The sequence below is a fragment of the Paenarthrobacter sp. C1 genome, from assembly GCF_049315185.1.
Taxonomy (GTDB): domain Bacteria; phylum Actinomycetota; class Actinomycetes; order Actinomycetales; family Micrococcaceae; genus Arthrobacter; species Arthrobacter nicotinovorans.
In genome coordinates this window covers 1427563-1447061 of sequence record NZ_CP186052.1, presented here as the reverse complement: position 1 = coordinate 1447061, position 19499 = coordinate 1427563, and the positions used below count along the sequence as shown (strand labels likewise).

The following is a 19499-nucleotide window of genomic DNA, read 5'->3' as shown; positions in this document are numbered from 1 at the left end:
AGAGGAACGGCCATGGGTCGTCTGGGGACCGGGAACAGTGGGGATGCGGGTCCCGAACCCGCTGATGATCCCCGACGCCACAGCCTGGACCGCATCGAAAAGGTGGACGCGGTGGTTGTCGGATCGGGGTTCGGCGGCTCGGTGGCAGCCCTGCGGCTCGCCGAAGCCGGACAGTCCGTGGTGCTCATGGAACGCGGCAAACCGTACCCGCCCGGAAGTTTCGCCCGTACGCCGTCGGAGATGGGCAAGAACTTCTGGGACCCAGACCGTGGGCTGTACGGCCTCTTCGACGCCTGGACCTTCCGCGGGACAGAGGGGCTGGTATCCAGCGGACTCGGCGGCGGCTCCCTCATCTACGCCAACGTGCTCTTGCGCAAGGACGAGAAGTGGTTCGTCAACGAATCCCCCATCCCGGGCGGCGGCTACGAGAATTGGCCGTTTACCCGGGCCGACCTCGATCCCTACTACGACGCCGCCGAAGCCATGCTTCAACCCGTTCCCTACCCCTACCAGGACACCGCCAAGACCGTGGCCATGGAAAAGACGGCAGCAAACCTGGGACTGTCCATCACCCGGCCACCCATTGCGGTCACCTTCGCCGCGGAACCAGGAGCAGCACCCCGGACCAACCAGGCGCTCCCGCTGCCCCACTACGGCAGCATCCACGGCCCCAACACCGTGCGGACCACCTGCACGCTCAGCGGCGAATGCGACATCGGCTGCAACGCCGGCGCCAAGAACACCCTCGACCACAACTACCTCTCGGCGGCTGCCTTCAAAGGCGCCGATATCCGTACCTTCCACGACGTCCGCGGCATCCGGCCCCTGGACCGGGACGGCGGCGGCTACGAACTCCGCTACGTCATCCACGAACCGGATCGTGGGGGCGGGCTGCTCACCGAACGCATCATCCATTGCCGCCGGCTCATCCTGGGAGCGGGCACCTTCGGCACCAACTTCCTCCTGCTGCGCAACCACGGCTCCCTGCCCGCGCTCAGCGACGCCCTGGGCACCCGCTTCAGCGGCAACGGTGACCTCCTGACGTTCATCATGGATGCCAAGACACCCGCAAGCAACGGCTCGCGGCCAGGAGTCAGGGCACTCTCCGGGAGCAAGGGGCCGGTGATCACCACGGCGGTCAGGGTCCCGGATGGGAACGACGACGGCGGCGACGGCCGCGGCTACTACGTGGAGGACGCCGGGTACCCGGCCTTCATGAACTGGCTCATCGAGACGGCCCAGCTGAAGACCGCTGTAAAACGCACGGCGAAGGTGGCGGGTCAGTTGTTCAAGGACCGACTGTTCGACGCCGGCCGCTCCAACGTCTCGGCAGACCTCGCCGCTGCCTTGGGAGACGGGCGCCTGTCATCCAGTTCCGTCCCCTTGCTCGGCATGGGGCGCGACATACCCGACGGCGTCATGACACTGCGCGACGGACGCCTCGCCATCGCCTGGACCATGGCGACGTCCACCGCGTATTTCGACCGTGTCCGCCGAACGATGTCGGATATTGCCAAGGACCTCGACGGCAACTTCATCGACAACCCGCTCTGGTGGGCCAAACGCGTCATCACCGTCCACCCCATTGGCGGAGCCCCCGCCGGGTGGCACCCGGGCGAGGCAGTGTGCGACTCCTACGGTGAAGTTTTCGGCTACCCCGGGCTGTTCGTGGTGGATGGCGCCGCAATGCCCGGACCGGTAGGCGCCAACCCCTCGCTGACCATCGCCGCCTTCGCTGAGCGCACGTGCGCCCACATCGTCGAGACCAGTGACAAAGCCCGCCACAGGGGCATCAGCCCCAGCGATGCGGTGACCGTTCAGCCGGAGGCGGCGGGCGCCGTCGTCGACGTCGGAAGTGTGGCTCCGCGCGCTTTGGCCCCCGACGCCACCAAGGGCAAGTCCGCGCTCCCGGAACGGCCTGCGAGCGCCGTTGCCCCGGGCACAGCGCAGCGTCCGGAGGGGCCCGGCACCCGTGGCCTGGCAATGCCCGGGAGCTCAAGGAAGGAAGCGACCTCCGTTCGGTTCACCGAGCAGATGCATGGGTGGTTCAGTCCAGGAGTCAGTGATCCGGAGAAGGGGCGCAGCCTGGGCAGGGACCGGTCCCGGCGGATCATGTTCGAGCTCACGATTACTGCCGAAGACATCGATCAGTTCGCTGCGGATCCTGAGCATCCGGCCAAGGCCGAAGGGTATGTGCTGGCTGATTATTTCGGCGGCCGGATGCCGGTGGAACGTGGATGGTTCAACCTGTTCGTCGCGGACACCTCCGACGACGGCGGGCCGGCCAGGCGCATGCTGTACAGGTTGTGGCTGCGCGACCCCGGCGGTACGCCGTTCACATTCACTGGTCACAAGCTCATCCACAATGAAGCGGGATTCGATCTCTGGCCGGACACGACCACTCTCTACGCAACGATCGCCCGGGGCCATGTCCCGCCATCTGAAAGGGACGCGCCACCTGAGGTCCCTGCTGAACCCCCAAGGGTGCGGCAGGAGGGCACCGTGGGCGCCGGCATCCTCTACATCCGGCCTTTGGACTTCGCCCGGCAACTGACCACCTTCCGGGCCGAGGGCGCTGCGCCGGCCGCTGGACTGCTGACGTTCGGGAAGCTGTTCGGGGGCGAACTCTGGCAGGTTTACGGGCGAACACCCCGACGCATATCCTTTCCATTCACGCCGAAGCAATGAAGATCCGGGAGCTCGCGCAACACCACGCCGTCCTGGGTTTCACTCCACGGACCGCGGTCCGCTGGCTCTCGCCCATGTCGCTGGCGCGTACCGCCCTGAAGGTCATGGCCGCCACCGTCTTCGCCGATTTTGGCGACAAACGAGAGTTGGAGGGCAGCTTCCCGGACGATCCGCTGAGCCTGGACAAGCTGCCCGACGCTGGCCAGCCTGCGCAACCGGTGGTCAGCGAGCGCGGCCTGCCGGATCCCGCTGGCCCGGATCCAGGCAGCCCGGATCAACCCGCCGAACTGTGGCTCGACTTCGCGGCGGACCTCGGCGACGGATTCGATGCCACGTACACGGTTGCCTCCCTGCTGGCCCAGGATGCCCTCAGCGTCGGGGGTCTGGTCCTCCCGAGGGGCCACGTCCTGGTCCTGGGCGGCGACGAGGTCTACCCCGTGGCGTCCCCGGCCGGATATAAGGACCGGATGGTCGGGCCGTACCGGATGGCGCTGCCACGAAACCAGGCGCCATCTCCCGGCATGCCACCAAACCGGGCGCCGATCATGCTCGCCCTCCCCGGAAACCACGATTGGTACGACGGCCTGACCTCCTTCATCCGGGTCTTCACGCGGCAACGAAGCATCGGCGGATGGCGGACCATCCAGACCCGCAGCTACTTCGGCCTGCGGCTCACCGGACAACCACCACGGCCCGGCCATCACGGCGTTCCGGGCTGGTGGCTGCTGGGCCTGGACAGCCAACTGGGCCAGTACATCGACGAACCACAACTGGAATACTTCTACCGCAGCGTCACGTCCCAGCTGCAGCCTGGAGACGCGATCATCCTCTGCGTAGCCGCCCCCTTCTGGGTCAAAGGAACCACTGAATTCCAGCAAGTGAGCTTCTTTGAGCAGGACTATCTGCGCCGCCGCTTCAATCCGGCCACGCAGCTGTTCGAGGACACAGGGGCCAACGTCCGGCTCTGGCTCACCGGGGACCTCCACCACTACTCCCGCTATGAACAAGACACTTCCGGCGCCGATGCAGGGAAGACACAGCTCATCACGTGCGGGCTGGGTGGGGCGTACCTGTCGGACGCCCACTGGCTGCCGGACGAACTCCTCCTGCCTGCACACGCCGTCCCGGGAGACCCGTTCAGTGTGCCCGCCGCCGGGAGCCACCCGGCAGCGGGACGCCGTTTCACCAGAAGCTCCACCATCTATCCTGACCAGTCCGACTCACACCTCCTGGGACCACGCCTGGCCAACCCCTTGTCCCCTTCATGGCTACCGGTGCGCAACCCGGGCTTCGGATTGTCCATTGGCCTGCTCCATGTGGTTGCCGCCCTCACGGCATGGACGGTGTTCAGTGCTTTCCGCGGTGAATCGTTCGTGGACGGGCTCCATGGGCTCACGCGCGGAAACACCGTTCTCCTTCTTGCCGTGCTGGTCCTTGTCGTCCCCGTGCTGCTGGGCGTGACCACCCTGGCGGCCCGGACCTTCCGTATCGCCAGTTCCGGCGTTGTCGTCTTCGCCCGGGGAGCGCTCTTCCAACTCGCGGCTCTCGCGGTGAGTGCCGGCGTCGTCATCCTTGTTCCGTGGCCCGGCAATTGGCCGGACGTGGTGGTGGTGCTCCTGGCGCTGGCATTGGTCCACGTTGGCGGGTGGGTGCTGGGCAGCGAAGCCTTCGCACTGTACATCCTGGCTACCCCAAGCGGGGAGGTGTCCACCTGGAAAATGTCAGGGCAATCCATCGAGGACCACAAAGGCTTCCTCCGCCTCCACCTGGACTCGGACGGCTCATTGACCGTCTACCCCCTGGCCGTGGACACCATCTGCCGCGACTGGCAGCTGACCGGAAACGACGACGGCGCGCGGCTGCTTCCCGAGGCCGGCCTTCCTGCCGTCCGGCTGCTTGAACAGCCCATCACCATCGCACAGGAGGGACCCGCATCATGATCATCACCCGTGCCGGACACCGGACCGAGGTCATCCCGTTCCGTGCCCGGGACAACACTCCGCTCAGCCTGGTCCACGTGACTTCGCCGGCGGAAACCACCAAAGGGCCGGTGCTGCTGGTCCACGGATCCGGCGTCAGGGCAGAACTGTTCAGGCCACCGGTCAGGACCACCATTGTCGATGTACTCCTCGAGGACGGCTGGGACGTGTGGATGCTGAACTGGAGGGCCTCCATCGATCTCGACCCCCTGTCCTGGACGCTCGCCGACGCCGCCGCGTACGACCACCCTGCCGCCGTCGAACACGTCCTCAACGCGACCGGAGCCGAAACGATGAAGGCCGTCATCCACTGCCAAGGCTCGACGTCGTTCACGATGTCCGCCGTCGCCGGGCTGCTGCCCCAGGTGGACACGATCGTCTCCAACGCCGTCTCGCTCCATCCCGTAGTGCCACCTTTCTCCCGCCTCAAGATCGACTACCTCACGCCGGTGGTGAAAGTCTTCACCCCGTATCTCTCGCCCGCTTGGGGATACAAATCCCAGGGCTACTTCACCCGGGTCATCCGCGGCCTGGTCAAAGCGACCCACCACGAGTGCGACAACACCGTTTGCAAAATGGTCAGCTTTACCTACGGCAGCGGACGCCCGGCCCTCTGGTCCCACGAAAACCTCGACGACGCCACCCACCAGTGGCTCAGCGGCGAGTTCGCAGAGGTGCCCGTGACCTTCTTCGAAGAGATGGGCCGAAGCATCAAGGCCGGGCATATGGTGGCTGCCGGCAACCACGCCGAACTCCCCGACAACCTTGTGGCGGAAGCCCCGCAAACGGATGCCCGATTCGCCTTCATAGCCGGCCTGGACAACCGCTGCTTCCTTCCCGAAAGCCAGCAACGTACCTACAACTTCTTCCAGCACCACCGTCCCGGCAAAGATTCGCTCCATCTCATCCCCGGATATGGCCACCTTGATGTCTTCTTTGGCGACCATGCCTGGCGGGACACATTCCCCGTCATCCTCCAGGAGCTGAACGGAACCAAGGAGCCGAACACATGAAAACCCTCACCCAACTGGTCACTCCCCTGCTCAAGCTCATGCCCTCACCGGTTCCCCGCAGACAGGAACGCCTTCGCGGCCAGCATGCTTTCGCCGACGGAATCAAATATGTGATGCCGGTCAATTCCGATGACTCACCAGTGCTGATGGCAGCCTTTCCCATCAACAAACGCGCGGCCGCAGCGGTTCTCCCCGGGACTGAAATGCGCCCCTTCAGCCTGGGCGGCAAAGGGCTGCTGGTAGTCACAGTGGTCAACTACAAATCCACGGACATCGGCAAGTACATCGAATACTCCCTGGCCATTGCCATCACCCATGGCAGCCGGCCGGCGCCGCCCATCCTGCCGTTGCTGTTCCAGAGGACGTTCAAGCTGGGCCAGTTCGTGGTGGACCTGCCAGTCAGCACGGAAGTTTCGGTCAAGGGCGGCAAGGGAATCTGGGGCATGCCCAAGCACCAGGCCAACCTCGACTTCGTCGTCACAGACTCAACCGTCTCAGCGCTCTACGAGAAAGACGGGAAGCTGGGCTGTTACATCGAAATAGAGCGGCCCGCCGCACCAAGTCCACTGGCGCTGCCCCTGAAACTCGCCGCATCCAACTACTGCGTCTTCCGGAACATGCTGTGGAAGTCCGATATCTACTTCGAAGCCATCGGAGACATCGCCCTGGGAGCACAAGCCAAGGCGCGCCTCATCCTCGGCGACGTTCCCGGCGTCGAACCCCTAAAGGAACTGCAAGTGGAGACCAAACCCGTCTTCACAGCCTGGCTGCCCCAGGCCCACGGCATCCTGGACGACCACTACGAAGCCTGGTTCCTCACCGCCCCCACCCCATTGGAAGCAGCGGCCCTTCAAGGGGGCGACATGCTGGACAGCGTCACGGACCTCGGCCAAAGCCAGGAATGGCTCGCGCCCCCGGACCGCAGCAGGGTACCGGGCGCCGTTTCCAACCCTCATGCCGGCGGCACACCGTGAACTGGCTCCTCCTGATCAACGCCCTCTACTTTCTCTTCGGCGCCACCATGTATGTCGGCACCATGTGGGTTCTCAAGTTCTTCCTCTACCCCACCTGGCACTCGCTGGCACGGGACAACGTGGACATGCATTTCGGCATCCCCACCCGCGCCGCCACGAAGTTCTTCACCGTCGTGGTGCCTGTCATGTTCATCTCCGGAGGCATCCTGGTGTGGTCCGAATGGGGAACCATCCGCGTCGTCTTCGCCATCATCTGCCTGGCAGGAATCATTGCACTGACAGTTGTCGGGCAAGGCCTCATCATCCCCATCAACGTGAGGATCCGCGGCGGCGACTTCGCAGATGACACCGAACTCCGGTCCCTGCTCAAACGGTGGATGATGCTCAACGACATCCGTTTCTACGTCTCCACCCTGACCTGGGCCTCGATGGTGTGGCTGCTCGTTGACCGTGGCCGGCTGCTGGAGTCCTTCACATGACTGATCCCCTCCGTGCCGTTCTCGCGGTCATTGCCGCCATCACCGTCCTCACCGGCGCCGCGCAATTGCCCTTCGGCGGTCCGATCCTTCAATTGCTGGGCTCCGAGGACACTGCTACGACCCGCCAACTGTTCGGGACAGTGGGCATGTTCATGGTGGTGGTGGGCGGGCTGCTCCTCCACACACTCCTCAGCGGCGCCCCCTCACCCGACGTAGTCCTTTGGTCAGGACTGCAGAAGGCCGGAGCCTTCAGCGCGGTGGGCATCGGGGTGCTGAACGGGGTATTTTCTCCCCTTGCACTCTGGGTCGCGTTCTTTGACCTCGCGACGGCGGGACTCCTGTTCGTCTACTGGCGCAGGATCCGCTTCGCTGCAGCCAGCCCTGGGCTGGCCGGAGGAAGAACACCGTGAAACGCTCCCTGGTCCTTGCCGGCGGAGGGATGCGGGTGGCGTGGCAGGCAGGCGTGGTCAAGGCGCTCGCCGAGGAGGGTTTGGAATTCCAGCACATCGATGGCACCTCCGGCGGCATCCTCACGGCCGGAATGATGCTCTCCGGAATTCCCGCCGAGGAAATGTGCCGCCGCTGGTCCGGCGTGGACGTCAAAGACTTCAGCTCCGCCCTGCCCTTTGCTGATTACGTCAAAGGGCCGTGGTCCCTCCCCGCGCTGGGAGACGCCGACGGCATCCTGGGCAAGATCTTCCCGGCCCTCGGCATCAACGCAAAAAGCATCCGTGACCGCGCGGCCGGGCCGGACGCTGTCGAAGGCTCCTTCAACGTAGTGGAGTTCACTTCGAAACAATGCCACGCCATCGATGCCGCGCACATTGACGCCGAACTGATGGCGGCCGGAATGTCGTTGCCCATCTTCCTCAAGCCGCTGCGCCGGGACGGGAAAATCTGGACGGACGCCGTGTGGGTCAGGGATGCCAACATCGGCGAAGCCTTACGCCGGGGGGCCGAGGAAATCTGGTTGATTTGGTGCATCGGCAACTCGCCGTACTGGGGGGACGGGCCGCTGGAACAGTACGTTCACATGATCGAGATGAGTGCCATGGGTGCCCTCCTGGCCGACTTCGAAGCTGCCGCCGCAGCGGGGCGCGAGTTTGTGCTGCATGTGATCCGGCCCGAGCACCCGTTGCCGCTGGATCCGGAGTTTTACCTGGGCCGGATCGACGCCGACACACTGATCGGCATGGGGTACCGCGACGCCAGGGCATATATGCGGACGATGTCGCCGACCGGACTCGCCAAAGACCCCCTCTGCACGGCGATGACCGAGCCGTCGCCTGGTGTCCGTTTCATCGATGTCCTGCACGGCGAACTGGACGGTCAACCGCTGACATTCCGGGCCGCCGTCGTGACGCCCTCCGAGCCCGGAGAAGGACTGGCGCAGCTCAGCGGACACCTTGACTACCCGCCGTGGGGGCGCGTCTTCCTTGCCGGCGGTCATGTGGAGACCGTGGGGGATGACATGGCCTATCGCTTTCGTTTGCGGCTGAACGGTGGGTGGCGGGATGCGGCCGTCATCCGGACCCTGCACGACGATCCCGGAGCAGATGCGTGGTCAGACAGCCGGAACGCCCGGCTCCACCTGGGCGAACAGGTGGTGGATCTCACTATGAGCCTGATCGATACGGCCGGCCTCCTGGCTTCTGTTGAACCCGTGGGCGTACACGGCCTGGCCGGGCGGGCACAAGCAATAGCCCGCTTCACAGCCAACGGATTCCGGGAGCTGTTGCGCCGATACTAACCGCGTCCCGGCTTCAATGTGATGCACGTTATTACCGGCGGGTAAACGGCACGCTACGAATGCGCCAAAGATGGCAACAGCGGTGAAACACCCGCGAAAAACCGGCATCCTACGCTGATGAACAACAGCACCAAACAGGTCATCAGCGAAAGGGCCCACCATGTCCTCTACTTCCCTTCACATCGTCATCGCCGGCGCAGGCCCGGCAGCCCAGGCACTGGTGCGGCGATTGGCTGGCAGGACCGACACCCGTCAGCGGCCCTTCGCCGGCACCATCACAGTGCTCAGCAATCGCGACGACTGCCCGGACGCCCTCCTCGAACTTGCCGAACTGCCCCAGGTTTCCGTGCGCTTCGGCCAGGCCGCCAGTTTCATCGACGCTGAGGCCAAGGTAGTCACCACGGTGGACGGCATGGAGTTCGCCTACGACCAACTGGTCATCGCCACGGGTTCGGCCCCCCTCCTTCCCCCGGTAGACGGTGCCGAGGCGGTCCTGAGCTACTCCACCATCGACGATGCCGCCTCCATTGGCGAAGCCGTCAAGGACGTCACCCGTTCTGTCGGCCGCCGTCCGCTGGGAATACTCGTCGGCAACGGTCCAGCAGCGGGCCAGGCCGAAGCGGTTCTCCGGGCACGCGGCGTCCGTCCCGTCCGAACCACCCTCCGCCCCACAGCTGTGGTTGCCTCTATTGCTGATTCGGCCATCCCCGGGCAAGCCCTGTCCCCCACGGGAATCGTCTTTGAGGACGGCAGCAGCATGAAGGGCGACCTCGTGGTCCTGGCCGAGGAACGCACCGCACGCAATGGCCTCGCCGAAAGTGCCGGCCTCCGGATCGCGTCCGACGGCGGGATCGCCGTGGGGCGCGACCTCGCCACGTCCGTCCCTGGCATCTGGGCGATCGGTGATGCCGCTTCCTGCGACGGCCTTCGCTTGGGCCTGCTCCTGTCCGCGGAATCTTCCGCGATGCTCTGCGCTTCCGGCATGCTGCTGGGAGCCGTGAGCAGCGAACCCCAGCCAGCCATGGCTGCGTGATTCGCCGACTCCGTAGCTCCCGCCGGGTGTCGGGAACCAGGGAACAGCTGGTGACGACTTCCTACGCAAGCAGTCTTCAGGCGCGACGCGTGCGACTCACGGCCTTGGCACCTGGGAAACTTCACTCACGGCCGCCAGCGATAACTAATCCCGGCCATCCTTGGTCGACCTGATTCTGTCCGAGCCCCCTGGCAGCGGTGGGGCTTTGGATTCGTAGTTGTGCCCGCTGGGTGTTCGGAGTTTGAGGGTGTGGCGGGTCCTCGTGCCGGGATCTGCCGGGGTGGGGTTACCGGGCCTGGTGTTTGCGGCCTCGGTTGTTATGGGCCGGGTGGTTCCGGCCTCCGTGGTTGCTGCGGTCCAGCCAGGATGTTCTTTGGTGTGGTTGCATGCTTCGCAGAGCCCGGCGCCGTTGTCCACAGTGGTAGGTCCGCCGTGCTGCCAAGGCACCACGTGATCGATGTGCCTGATGGGCGCGTCGCAGTAAGGGGTTCGGCAGGTGTAGTCACGGGTTTCGATGAAACGCCGGAGCCGCGGCGGGAACAGCCTGGATTTGGAGTCCGTGGTGAGCAGTTCCCCGGAGGTCGGGGCGGTGTAGAGCCGCCGAAGCCAGAGTCCGTACTCGGAATCCCGAACCGGCGCTAGGGTTTGGGAAAGCGTTCCTGCCCGACCCATGCCACCGTTTCTGCGTCCTGAAATCCCGGCCTGTCCAGCGTCAGGGCTTGTGTTCCCCGCCGCCTCCGGGTTTGCAAGTTCGCGCGCCCATTGTGCCGGGACGACGCCATAGCCCTGCAACCGGGCGGGTTCACTATCGCCTTGGAAAAGGGCCCGATCGGTCATGACGAGCTGGACTTCAACCCCGCTGATCCCGCCGGCCTTGCCCGTGAGACGTTCAACCAAGGTATCTGCCATGACCTGGCCCCGGCCCCGTTCCGCAGCCCCTGAGCCAGCACCCCCGCGGGCCCGGACCGAATCCGCGGCACGAGACAACGCCGCGTAAGCTGCAACCCCCTGGGCCGCCGGCAGCAGGGCAGTCAAAACCGTCATTGTCTCCGGCGCCGGTCGCAAAGTCACCGTTCGGTCCGCGGCTGCACGGGCCGCACGCTGGGCAACCGAGCGCGGATCACGCTGATACGCAGCAGCCCTGGCAGCCGCGATCACGCCCTTATCCCCCACGCCTTCAAAAGTCCCGGTATCCGCGGCCAATTCCGCATCTACCCCAGCCCGGTCCTCCACTGACAAGCACGCTGTTTCCTTCACCAACAACGTCGCCCGCCACTCATTCAACATCCCCGAGTCCAAGGCCGCCATCGTGCGCGGCATCTCGAACACCAGCGCCTTCGCCAGCCCCAGAAGCCGCGCTCCCCGGTTCGGGGATTCCCGCCGCGCCAACGCGATCTCGGCTCCCACATCATCGCCGCGTTCGGACACCGGCACCCCGGCAGCGGCCCGCTCAGCAGACCGGGCTGCCTCAAACGCCGCCGCAACCCTGGCCTGCAATCCGCAAATCGCCGACTTCATCTCCTCCAACACCCGCAACTGCCCAATCAAGTCACCACTTAGGGACCCAGGGCCCTCAACACCCGAACCGGGAACAGCCGGCCCGGGATCACTCTCAACCACCGACGCCCCAGCAGAACCAACCGGCCCCGCCGCCGACTGTCCTTCCACCGGCTCCCGCCCCTCCCGAATCCACTCCATACCGCAACCCTTCCAGCCACCACCAACAGCCAAAAGACACCGAGCCCCCTATGTGGAAAACCCCGCTCCAGCACCCGCGGAAATCCCCGCGCCCCACCCACCAGCGACCCCCACGGGGCCGCGGGGAGCCCCGCCGGATGTGGCAAGATGGTCCTTTGACGGGCAGTGACAACCCTGCGGCCACCGGGCCGGCCACGCCCTGCACGGAAGGATCCCATGAGCAACGAAGCCGTCGCCCCTGCAAACATCGCCTCCTACATCGACCACACGCTGTTGAAGCCCGAGGCCAGCGAGTCAGACATCCTCAAGGTGTGCGCGGAGGCCGTGGAGTACCGGTTCAAATCTGTCTGCGTGAACCCCGTGTGGGTCAAGACCGTCACCAAAGCGCTCAAGGGCTCAGGAGTCCTGACCTGTTCGGTGATCGGGTTCCCGCTGGGTGCCACGCCCACCGACGTCAAGGTTTTTGAGGCCCGTGGTGCGGTGCTGGATGGTGCCAACGAAATCGACATGGTGATCAACATGGCTTCGGCCCGCGCCAATGACAAGGGCGCGTTGGTGGACGACATCCGAGCTGTGGCCGAAACGGTCCACGCAGGCGAAGCCATCCTTAAGGTGATCATTGAAACATCCATGCTCAATGACGAGCAGAAGGTCATCGCCTGCGAGGCAGCAGCGGAGGCAGGCGCGGACTTCGTCAAAACGTCCACGGGATTCAACGGCGGTGGTGCCACGGTTGAAGACGTTGCCCTGATGCGCAAGACCGTTGGGCCCGGCCTCGGCGTCAAGGCCTCCGGTGGCGTGCGCTCCCTGGCCGACGCACAGGCTATGATTGCTGCTGGTGCAACACGTATCGGAGCGAGTTCCGGAATTGCCATCGTCAAAGGTGAACAGGGTTCATCTGCCTACTAAGGCTTCCGCTACCGCCAGAGATTTTTGAGCCCTGCGGGGCCGAGGAGGAATGAATGTCCAAGAACACCACAAGTGCCCCCATTGAAAAAGAGAACAATCTCGGCACGAGCATTGTCTTGTTCCTGGTCATGATCGTGCTCTTCCTGGGCGCCATCTACTCGCTCTCCTTCCTGAGCCTGGACAACCCGTGGCCGATGGCCGTGTGCCTTGGCCTCTTCGCCCTGGCTTTCTGGATCCCCCAGACCATTCTCGGCCGGTCGGACTCCGCCGGCGAAAGCTAAACCTCAAACAGCAACGCGGTGTGACTTACGGCCCATCCCGAAGGGGACCATGGGCCGTAAGTCACACCGCGTTTGGCTTTTAAAGCGCCAGCGCGGCAAGGAACGCGGGCCAGTGCAGCTTCGCCAGTGTCCAGGCAGCGGCCCCCATCCCCACCATGGCGTAGCCGCTCACAGGAATCAGCACCAACCATTCCCGCCGTGACCCCGCCCTGCCCAACAGCGGCAGGGAGAAAGCCCCGTTCGCCCGCCAGATTCCACTGACAACGGATTTCCGCAAAAATTTCGGTGGTTTGATGACGATCGGCCACAAGAGCGGCACCCCGCCAACGGTGATCATGTCCCCCACAATGTGGACCACCACGCCCGTAAGCATGGACAACGGGAGCCAACCCCATTGGGCCGGGGCGAACCAGGTCACCAGGCCGGCCATGAGCAGGGCGAACAGCCAGTTGGTGATCCACCCGGATTTGGGGAACAGGTTCAGCGCCTTGGCGGCCAGGTTGATCATGAACATGCACAAGAGTCCGGCACCCACCGACAGTTTTCCCACCGGCGTCACCATCTGGAATTGCGCCGCCATGGCGGCCAGCACCACGAAGGCCGAGGCGCCGAGCAGTGAGTGCGTCCCTTGCCGGTGCCCACCGCTGGCTTTCTCGATGCCCACGGCAATCACGTTGGACAGTGGCGGCAGCGAGTTGGCGATGGTGCTGTGCCGGTGGTCCCAGTCGCATACCAAAGCCGTTCCCGCCGTCGCCATGGCGCCAATCAGGATTCCAGTGGCATCCAGCGGGTACCAGCCGAGCGCGTAGGGGCCGGTTGAGGCAATAGCTATCCACGCCGCGGCTCCCGACGCGGCGTGGTGTCCTCCCATCATTCGCCTAGCCTGCCTTCACGGGGGCTTCGGCGAAGATCGCTTCAATGACGTTGTTGGCCCACTGCAGGATCTCGGCGTCCTGGAGGTCACGGCCGCCGATCCGGGCGGTCTTGGGCTTGGGGATCAGCACGGCGTCGAGCGCAGGCTTGACCTGGGAGCCCGGGTACATGCGGTTGAGGCGCATGGTTTTGGATTCGGGCAGTTGCGCCGGCGAGAAGCGGATGAAGTTGCCTTGGAGCGCGACGTCGGACAGGCCGGCTTCGCGGGCACCCACCCGGAAGCGCGCCACGGCAATGAGGTTTTGGGCCGGCAGCGGCGGCTCACCGTAACGGTCCACGAGTTCGGCCAGGACTTCATCAATGGCCTCATATGTGGTGGCGGCAGCGAGCTTCCGGTACGCCTCAAGACGCAGCCTCTCCCCGGGAACATAGTCATGGGGCAGGTGCGCGTTGACCGGCAGCTCGATCTTCATCTCGGCGGCCTTCTCTTCAGCCTCACCGCGGTATTCGGCCACGGCCTCGCCCACAAGCCGGATGTAGAGGTCGAAGCCGACACCTTGGATGTGGCCGGACTGTTCTCCGCCGAGCAGGTTGCCTGCGCCGCGGATTTCCAGGTCCTTCATGGCCAGCTGCATGCCGGCGCCGAGCTCGTTGTGTGCCGCCACTGCCTTGAGCCGTTCCAGCGCCACCTCACCCAAGGGCTTCTCGGAAGGGTAGAGGAAGTAGGCGTAGGCGCGCTCACGGCCACGGCCTACGCGGCCTCGGAGCTGGTGCAGCTGCGAGAGGCCATACTTGTCGGCCCCGTCCACAATCAAGGTGTTGGCGTTGGAGATATCCAGGCCGGTTTCGATGATGGTGGTGCACACCAGGACGTCGAAGCGTTTTTCCCAGAAGTCCACGATGATTTTTTCCAGGCGGCTCTCGGACATCTGGCCGTGGGCAACTTCCACCCGGGCTTCGGGAACCAGTTCACGGATCTGCGCGGCAATGCGTTCAATCGAGGACACCCGGTTGTGGACGAAGAACACCTGCCCTTCGCGCATGAGTTCACGGCGGATCGCGGCGGAGGTTTGCTTGTTGGTGTACGGACCTACATAGGTCAGCACCGGGTGGCGTTCCTCCGGCGGTGTGGCCAGTGTGGACGTTTCGCGGATTCCCGTCAGGGACATCTCCAGTGTTCGCGGAATGGGCGTGGCACTCATCGCCAGGACGTCCACGTTGGTGCGCATCTTCTTCAGCGCTTCCTTATGTTCCACGCCGAAGCGCTGCTCTTCGTCCACGATCACCAGGCCGAGGTCCTTGAACTCGAAGTCCTTGGACAGCAGCCGGTGGGTACCGATCACGACGTCGACAGCGCCGCTCTTGACGCCCTCGGCCGTTTCCTTGGCTTCCTTGCTGGTCTGGAACCGGGACAGCGGCTTCACGCGCAGCGGGAAGCCGGAGAAGCGTTCAGTGAAGGTTTCGTAGTGCTGCTGCGCCAACAGGGTGGTTGGCACGAGCACCGCCACCTGCTTGCCGTCCTGGACAGCCTTGAAGGCGGCGCGGACGGCGATTTCGGTCTTGCCGTAGCCGACGTCACCCGATACCAACCGGTCCATGGGGATTTCCCGCTCCATGTCGGCTTTGACCTCGTTGATGGTGGTCAACTGGTCGGGTGTTTCCACGTAGGGGAACGCTTCTTCGAGCTCGCGCTGCCACGGTGTGTCCGGTGCAAAAGCGTGGCCGCGGGATGCCATGCGGGCAGAGTACAGCCGGATCAGTTCCCCGGCGATTTCCTTGACGGCCTTGCGTGCCCTGGACTTGGTGCTGGCCCAGTCCGCGCCGCCCATTTTGCTCAGCGCAGGCGTGTCCCCGCCCACGTAGCGGGTCACCTGGTCCAGCTGGTCCGTCGGTACGAACAGCCGGTCGCCAGGGGCACCGCGCTTGGACGGCGCGTACTCCAGCACCAGATACTCGCGCAGCCCGGCGTCGGACGACGACGTCCCGGTCACCTTGCGCTGGATCAGCTCCACAAACCGGCCGATTCCGTGCTGTTCGTGGACCACGAAGTCACCCGCGTGCAGCTGCAAAGGATCCACGGCGTTTCGCCGTTTGGACGGCATGCGCCGCATGTCTTTGGTGGAGCTCGCTGTCGCCCGTCCCAGCAGGTCGGCTTCGGTCAGCAGCCCCAGTTTGAGGCCGTCCAGGACAAAACCGCGTCCGACGGCGGCAGTGGTCACCTCGATGATGCCCGGTTGGGGTTCCTGATCCAGGGAGTCGACGCGGGAACAGGGAATCTCTGCGTCGTGGAACAGTTCAGCCAGGCGCTGCGCGGGACCCGGGCCGTCCGTAACCACCACGACGCGCCACTGCTCGCGGACACGGGAGCCGATGAACTCCAGCATCTCGGCCACATCGCCCTGGTAGCCACGCGGTTCGCGGGCACGCATGTTGAGGACATCGATGTCCAGGACCAGGTCCTCGTCAGAGGCGAGGGAGGTGATGGACCACCAGGACACGCCGTGTTCCAGCGCTGCCGAGCGGGTGTCGGTCAGTGAGCGGAAACTGGCGGCGTGCAAGTCAGTGGACGCCTGTGACGACAAATCAAGGGGCGCCGCACCGCCGTCGGACGCCGTGGACCAGGCCGCTTCCAGGAACTCTTCGTTGGTCGCCGCGAGGTCGTGCGCGCGCGTGCGCACCTTCTCGGGTTCGATCACAACGGACAGGGAGCCGGCCGGGAGCTGGTCCACGAACGGAACCATGGCATCCACCAGCACCGGGGCCAGGGATTCCATGCCTTCCACCGCAATGCCCCCTGCGATCTTCTCCAGCATGTCGGCCGCCGCGGGCATGTCGGCTTTCAGCTTCGCCGCACGGGACATTACCGAGGGTGTGATCAGGATTTCCCGGCACGGAGGGGCATGCAGTTCCGTGGGGTGGTGGATCCCGGGTGCACTCAAGGAACGCTGGTCGGCCACGGCGAACCAGCGCATCTGATCCACCTCGTCGCCGAAGAACTCCACCCGGATCGGGTGGTCCTCGGTGGGTGGGAAGACATCGAGGATTCCGCCACGGACGGCGAATTCGCCGCGGTGCGTCACCATGTCGACGCGCGCGTAGGCGGCGTCGGAGAGGGCCCGGACAACGTCGGTGAAGGAGCGTTCCTGGCCTACTTGCAGGGTGACCGGCACCAGGTCACCCAAGCCGGCCACGATCGGCTGGACCACAGCGCGGACCGGAGCCACCACCACACGCAACGGGGCCGCCGTCGAGGTTTCCGGATGGGTCAGGCGGCGCAGAACGGACAGGCGGCGTCCCACGGTGTCCGACCGCGGCGAAAGGCGCTCGTGCGGGAGGGTTTCCCAGCTGGGGAAGGTGGCCACAGAGTCCGCGGGGAGGTAGGAGCAGAGCGCCGCGGTGAGGTCTTCGGCTTCACGGCCGGTGGCGGTCACGGCCAGGACCACCGGGGCTGCCGCGTCATCGGCGCCGGTGTCCGCCAGGGCATCGGCCATTTCGGCGAGCAACACCGCACGCATCCCCGTGGGGGCGCTGATCTGGTAGTCGGCGTTCCGGTCGCTGAAGGACCGCTCCGCCTCGGTACGAACGCGCGCGAAAGTCTTGTCCTCCGCCAGTGCGCGGCGCAGACCGTTGAGGCTCATGGCAGAAACTCCTAGGGTGGGTCCAAGGGCAGGCAACACAAATGCCCGGAAATTCAGATGAATGCCGGGTCATTCCAGCCTACCTCCACCCCCAGCCACAGGAGTTCCTTTGCAGCCTTCGGAAGCTACGCATTCCAACACCACGCAGGACACCAGGACAGTGCTGGTGACCGGCGCCACCGGTTACATCGGCGGTCGGCTGGTCCCCCGGCTCCTCGAAGCCGGGCACAAGGTCAAAGTCCTGGTCCGCACGCCCCAAAAAATCGCAGACGTTCCGTGGCATGACGACGTCGACATCATTGAGAACAGCCTGTCCGACGCCGACGGCCTCTCCGAGGCGCTCAACGGCGTGGACGTCCTGTACTACCTGGTCCATTCCATGGCCTCGGGCAGCGGTTTCGAGGCCAAGGAAGAAGCCATGGCCCGCCTCGTCGCCGGGGCAGCTGCGGAGGCCGGAGTGGACAGGATCGTGTACCTCGGCGGACTGCACCCGGAGAACACGGAACTGTCCACACACATGCGTTCCCGCGAAACCGTGGGCAAAGTCTTCCTCGAATCACCCGTGGACTCGATCGTGTTCCAGGCGGGCGTGGTGATTGGCTCCGGCTCCGCATCCTTCGAAATGATCCGGCACCTGGCAGACACCCTCCCGGTCATGCCCGCGCCGAGCTGGGTCAACAACCGGATTGAGGCGATCGCGGTGCGCGACGTCCTGCACTATCTCGTGGCGGCGGCGGCCCTGCCGGACAAGCTGAACCGCTCGTTCGACATCGGCTCACGGGAGATCCTGAAGTACAAGGAAATGATGAACGAGTACGCCGTGGAACGTGGCCTGCCTCGCCGGCTGGTCATCGCGCTTCCCGTTCCCGCGCCGAAACTCGCCGGACTGTGGGTCGCCTTGGTAACACCGATTCCGCTGTCCATGTCGCTGCCGCTGGTGCAGTCACTGCAGCACGACGCCGTATCGCGGGAGCACGACGTCGACCGTTACATCAAGCAGCCCGACGGCGGCCTGACCTCCTACCGGCGAGCCGTAGCCTTGGCGCTGGGCAAGGAACGGGACGGTCAGGTGGAGACCACTTGGGCCAACGCCGGTATCGACGCCGATCCCCTCCCCAGCGACCCCGATTGGGCCGGCTACAAAGTGTTCCTGGACGAGCGGACCTTCCATAGCGAAGCCAAGCCGGAGCATGTGTGGACCATCATCGAGGGCATTGGCGGCAAGAACGGCTGGTACTCGCTGCCTTTGGCGTGGCGGGTGCGCGGCTGGCTGGACAAGCTGCAGGGCGGCGCGGGGCTGCTGCGCGGCCGCAGGCACCCCAAGACGCTGAACACCGGCGAAGTGGTGGACTGGTGGCGGGTTGAAGCCATCGACCGCGGCCACCTGCTGCGGTTGCGCGCCGAAATGCGCGCCCCGGGTGGTGCCTGGCTTGAGTTGTCGGTGGAGCCCGACGGCGACGGGAGCCTCTATAAGCAGCGCGCGATTTTCTTCCCCCGCGGCTTGGCCGGACGGCTGTATTGGCTGGGCGTGTATCCGTTCCACGGCTTCATCTTTCCGTCCATGGCCCGCAACATTTCGGCAGCCGCGACCACCCTTCAGGAGGAATCGGGTTCAAGTGTGTCCACCCGGACCCCGTAGGATGTTGGGAGCTAAAAAGCTTCACCACCACCATCCACGGAGGACCCATGGCCCTGAGTGCATCCACCACCCTGCCCCACAGCGTTGACCGCGTAGCGGCCGTCTTTGTCGACGAGGATTTCCTGCGCCACACGAGCGAATACGTGGGCGGCTCGCTGGAATCGTTCACCGTTGACGGCGACACTGCCGGCGCTTTCACCACCACCACCGTCCGCACGTTGCCCACCACCCGCCTGCCGGAGATCGCCCGCAAGTTCGTCGGCGAAACCTTGAAGGTCACCCAGACCGAGCAGTGGGAAGCCCCGGCTGCCGACGGCTCGCGCGCCAGCACCATCGCGCTGAAGATCGCCGGCGCACCGTTGGATGTCACCGCGGTCCAACGGCTCGTGGCCGAGGGCGGCAGCACCCGGATCGAACTCGAAGGCAATGTGACGTCCTCGGTTCCGTTCCTGGGTGGAAAGATCGCTGACGCTGCCGAGCCCATGGTGGGCAAGGCCTTGGGCATCCAGTCGCAGCAGGCCCAGGCCTGGCTCGAAAGCCACTAG

General features: G+C 65.1%; 15 protein-coding genes. 12 read left to right on the top strand and 3 right to left on the bottom strand.

Going from position 1 to position 19499, the window contains the following annotated elements:
• Positions 1 to 12: 12 nt before the first annotated feature.
• The 8 genes from ACNAOU_RS06960 to ACNAOU_RS06925 all read left to right on the top strand — a co-directional run bounded on the left by ACNAOU_RS06960 (position 13) and on the right by ACNAOU_RS06925 (position 9916).
• Positions 13 to 2688 (top strand): GMC oxidoreductase, encoded by a 2676-nt coding sequence (locus ACNAOU_RS06960; protein ID WP_422758335.1) that lies wholly within the window; start codon positions 13 to 15, stop codon positions 2686 to 2688.
• Entirely contained in the window at positions 2685 to 4628 is a 1944-nt protein-coding gene (locus ACNAOU_RS06955) for a hypothetical protein (protein WP_422758334.1), read from the top strand. The genes ACNAOU_RS06960 and ACNAOU_RS06955 overlap by 4 nt, the downstream gene beginning before the upstream one ends.
• Positions 4625 to 5680 (top strand): alpha/beta fold hydrolase, encoded by a 1056-nt coding sequence (locus ACNAOU_RS06950; RefSeq protein WP_422758333.1) that lies wholly within the window; start codon positions 4625 to 4627, stop codon positions 5678 to 5680. The genes ACNAOU_RS06955 and ACNAOU_RS06950 overlap by 4 nt, the downstream gene beginning before the upstream one ends.
• Positions 5677 to 6654, top strand: coding sequence for an acetoacetate decarboxylase family protein (locus tag ACNAOU_RS06945; protein WP_018777363.1), 978 nt, complete (start codon positions 5677 to 5679; stop codon positions 6652 to 6654). Before ACNAOU_RS06950 ends, ACNAOU_RS06945 begins: the two co-directional genes overlap by 4 nt.
• The gene (locus ACNAOU_RS06940; protein WP_018777362.1) at positions 6651 to 7133 is read left to right on the top strand and encodes a hypothetical protein; all 483 of its coding nucleotides are present in this window, start codon (positions 6651 to 6653) and stop codon (positions 7131 to 7133) included. Before ACNAOU_RS06945 ends, ACNAOU_RS06940 begins: the two co-directional genes overlap by 4 nt.
• Positions 7130 to 7543, top strand: coding sequence for a hypothetical protein (locus ACNAOU_RS06935; protein ID WP_064721884.1), 414 nt, complete (start codon positions 7130 to 7132; stop codon positions 7541 to 7543). The genes ACNAOU_RS06940 and ACNAOU_RS06935 overlap by 4 nt, the downstream gene beginning before the upstream one ends.
• Complete coding sequence (locus ACNAOU_RS06930) at positions 7540 to 8883, top strand: patatin-like phospholipase family protein (protein WP_189075876.1); 1344 nt, start codon at positions 7540 to 7542, stop codon at positions 8881 to 8883. Before ACNAOU_RS06935 ends, ACNAOU_RS06930 begins: the two co-directional genes overlap by 4 nt.
• Positions 8884 to 9043: 160 nt before the next feature.
• Positions 9044 to 9916 (top strand): FAD-dependent oxidoreductase, encoded by an 873-nt coding sequence (locus ACNAOU_RS06925; protein WP_018777359.1) that lies wholly within the window; start codon positions 9044 to 9046, stop codon positions 9914 to 9916.
• A gap of 144 nt (positions 9917 to 10060) precedes the next feature.
• Here ACNAOU_RS06925 and ACNAOU_RS06920 read toward each other — a convergent pair whose 3' ends face one another.
• Positions 10061 to 11614 carry an HNH endonuclease gene (locus tag ACNAOU_RS06920; protein ID WP_413307484.1) on the bottom strand — a complete coding sequence of 518 codons (1554 nt, stop codon included), beginning with the start codon at positions 11612 to 11614 and terminating at the stop codon, positions 10061 to 10063.
• Between the two features lie 216 nt (positions 11615 to 11830).
• Between ACNAOU_RS06920 and deoC the strand changes: the two genes are divergently transcribed.
• Complete coding sequence (gene deoC / locus ACNAOU_RS06915) at positions 11831 to 12523, top strand: deoxyribose-phosphate aldolase (RefSeq protein ID WP_422758332.1); 693 nt, start codon at positions 11831 to 11833, stop codon at positions 12521 to 12523.
• 53 nt (positions 12524 to 12576) lie between these two features.
• Positions 12577 to 12804, top strand: coding sequence for a hypothetical protein (locus tag ACNAOU_RS06910; protein ID WP_018777356.1), 228 nt, complete (start codon positions 12577 to 12579; stop codon positions 12802 to 12804).
• Positions 12805 to 12883: 79 nt separating this feature from the next.
• Here the strand turns inward: ACNAOU_RS06910 and ACNAOU_RS06905 are convergent, their stop codons facing one another.
• Entirely contained in the window at positions 12884 to 13678 is a 795-nt protein-coding gene (locus tag ACNAOU_RS06905; protein WP_079581068.1) for a metal-dependent hydrolase, read from the bottom strand.
• Positions 13679 to 13682: 4 nt separating this feature from the next.
• On the bottom strand, positions 13683 to 17315 hold the full coding sequence (mfd, locus tag ACNAOU_RS06900) for a transcription-repair coupling factor (protein ID WP_354627143.1): 3633 nt from the start codon (positions 17313 to 17315) through the stop codon (positions 13683 to 13685).
• A 109-nt stretch (positions 17316 to 17424) separates the two neighbouring features.
• Here mfd and ACNAOU_RS06895 point away from each other — a divergent pair, with 109 nt between their 5' ends.
• Positions 17425 to 18954 (top strand): SDR family oxidoreductase, encoded by a 1530-nt coding sequence (locus ACNAOU_RS06895; RefSeq protein WP_079581070.1) that lies wholly within the window; start codon positions 17425 to 17427, stop codon positions 18952 to 18954.
• 47 nt (positions 18955 to 19001) lie between these two features.
• Positions 19002 to 19499 carry a DUF2505 domain-containing protein gene (locus tag ACNAOU_RS06890; protein ID WP_018777352.1) on the top strand — a complete coding sequence of 166 codons (498 nt, stop codon included), beginning with the start codon at positions 19002 to 19004 and terminating at the stop codon, positions 19497 to 19499.

Coding starts and splice junctions, on each gene's coding strand:
- ACNAOU_RS06920 (WP_413307484.1), bottom strand. CDS start 11,614: ATGGAGTGGATTCGGGAGGGGCGGGAGCCGGTGGAAGGACAGTCGGCG.
- ACNAOU_RS06925 (WP_018777359.1), top strand. CDS start 9,044: ATGTCCTCTACTTCCCTTCACATCGTCATCGCCGGCGCAGGCCCGGCA.
- ACNAOU_RS06890 (WP_018777352.1), top strand. CDS start 19,002: ATGGCCCTGAGTGCATCCACCACCCTGCCCCACAGCGTTGACCGCGTA.
- ACNAOU_RS06955 (WP_422758334.1), top strand. CDS start 2,685: ATGAAGATCCGGGAGCTCGCGCAACACCACGCCGTCCTGGGTTTCACT.
- ACNAOU_RS06945 (WP_018777363.1), top strand. CDS start 5,677: ATGAAAACCCTCACCCAACTGGTCACTCCCCTGCTCAAGCTCATGCCC.
- ACNAOU_RS06960 (WP_422758335.1), top strand. CDS start 13: ATGGGTCGTCTGGGGACCGGGAACAGTGGGGATGCGGGTCCCGAACCC.
- mfd (WP_354627143.1), bottom strand. CDS start 17,315: ATGAGCCTCAACGGTCTGCGCCGCGCACTGGCGGAGGACAAGACTTTC.
- ACNAOU_RS06950 (WP_422758333.1), top strand. CDS start 4,625: ATGATCATCACCCGTGCCGGACACCGGACCGAGGTCATCCCGTTCCGT.
- deoC (WP_422758332.1), top strand. CDS start 11,831: ATGAGCAACGAAGCCGTCGCCCCTGCAAACATCGCCTCCTACATCGAC.
- ACNAOU_RS06935 (WP_064721884.1), top strand. CDS start 7,130: ATGACTGATCCCCTCCGTGCCGTTCTCGCGGTCATTGCCGCCATCACC.
- ACNAOU_RS06910 (WP_018777356.1), top strand. CDS start 12,577: ATGTCCAAGAACACCACAAGTGCCCCCATTGAAAAAGAGAACAATCTC.
- ACNAOU_RS06905 (WP_079581068.1), bottom strand. CDS start 13,678: ATGATGGGAGGACACCACGCCGCGTCGGGAGCCGCGGCGTGGATAGCT.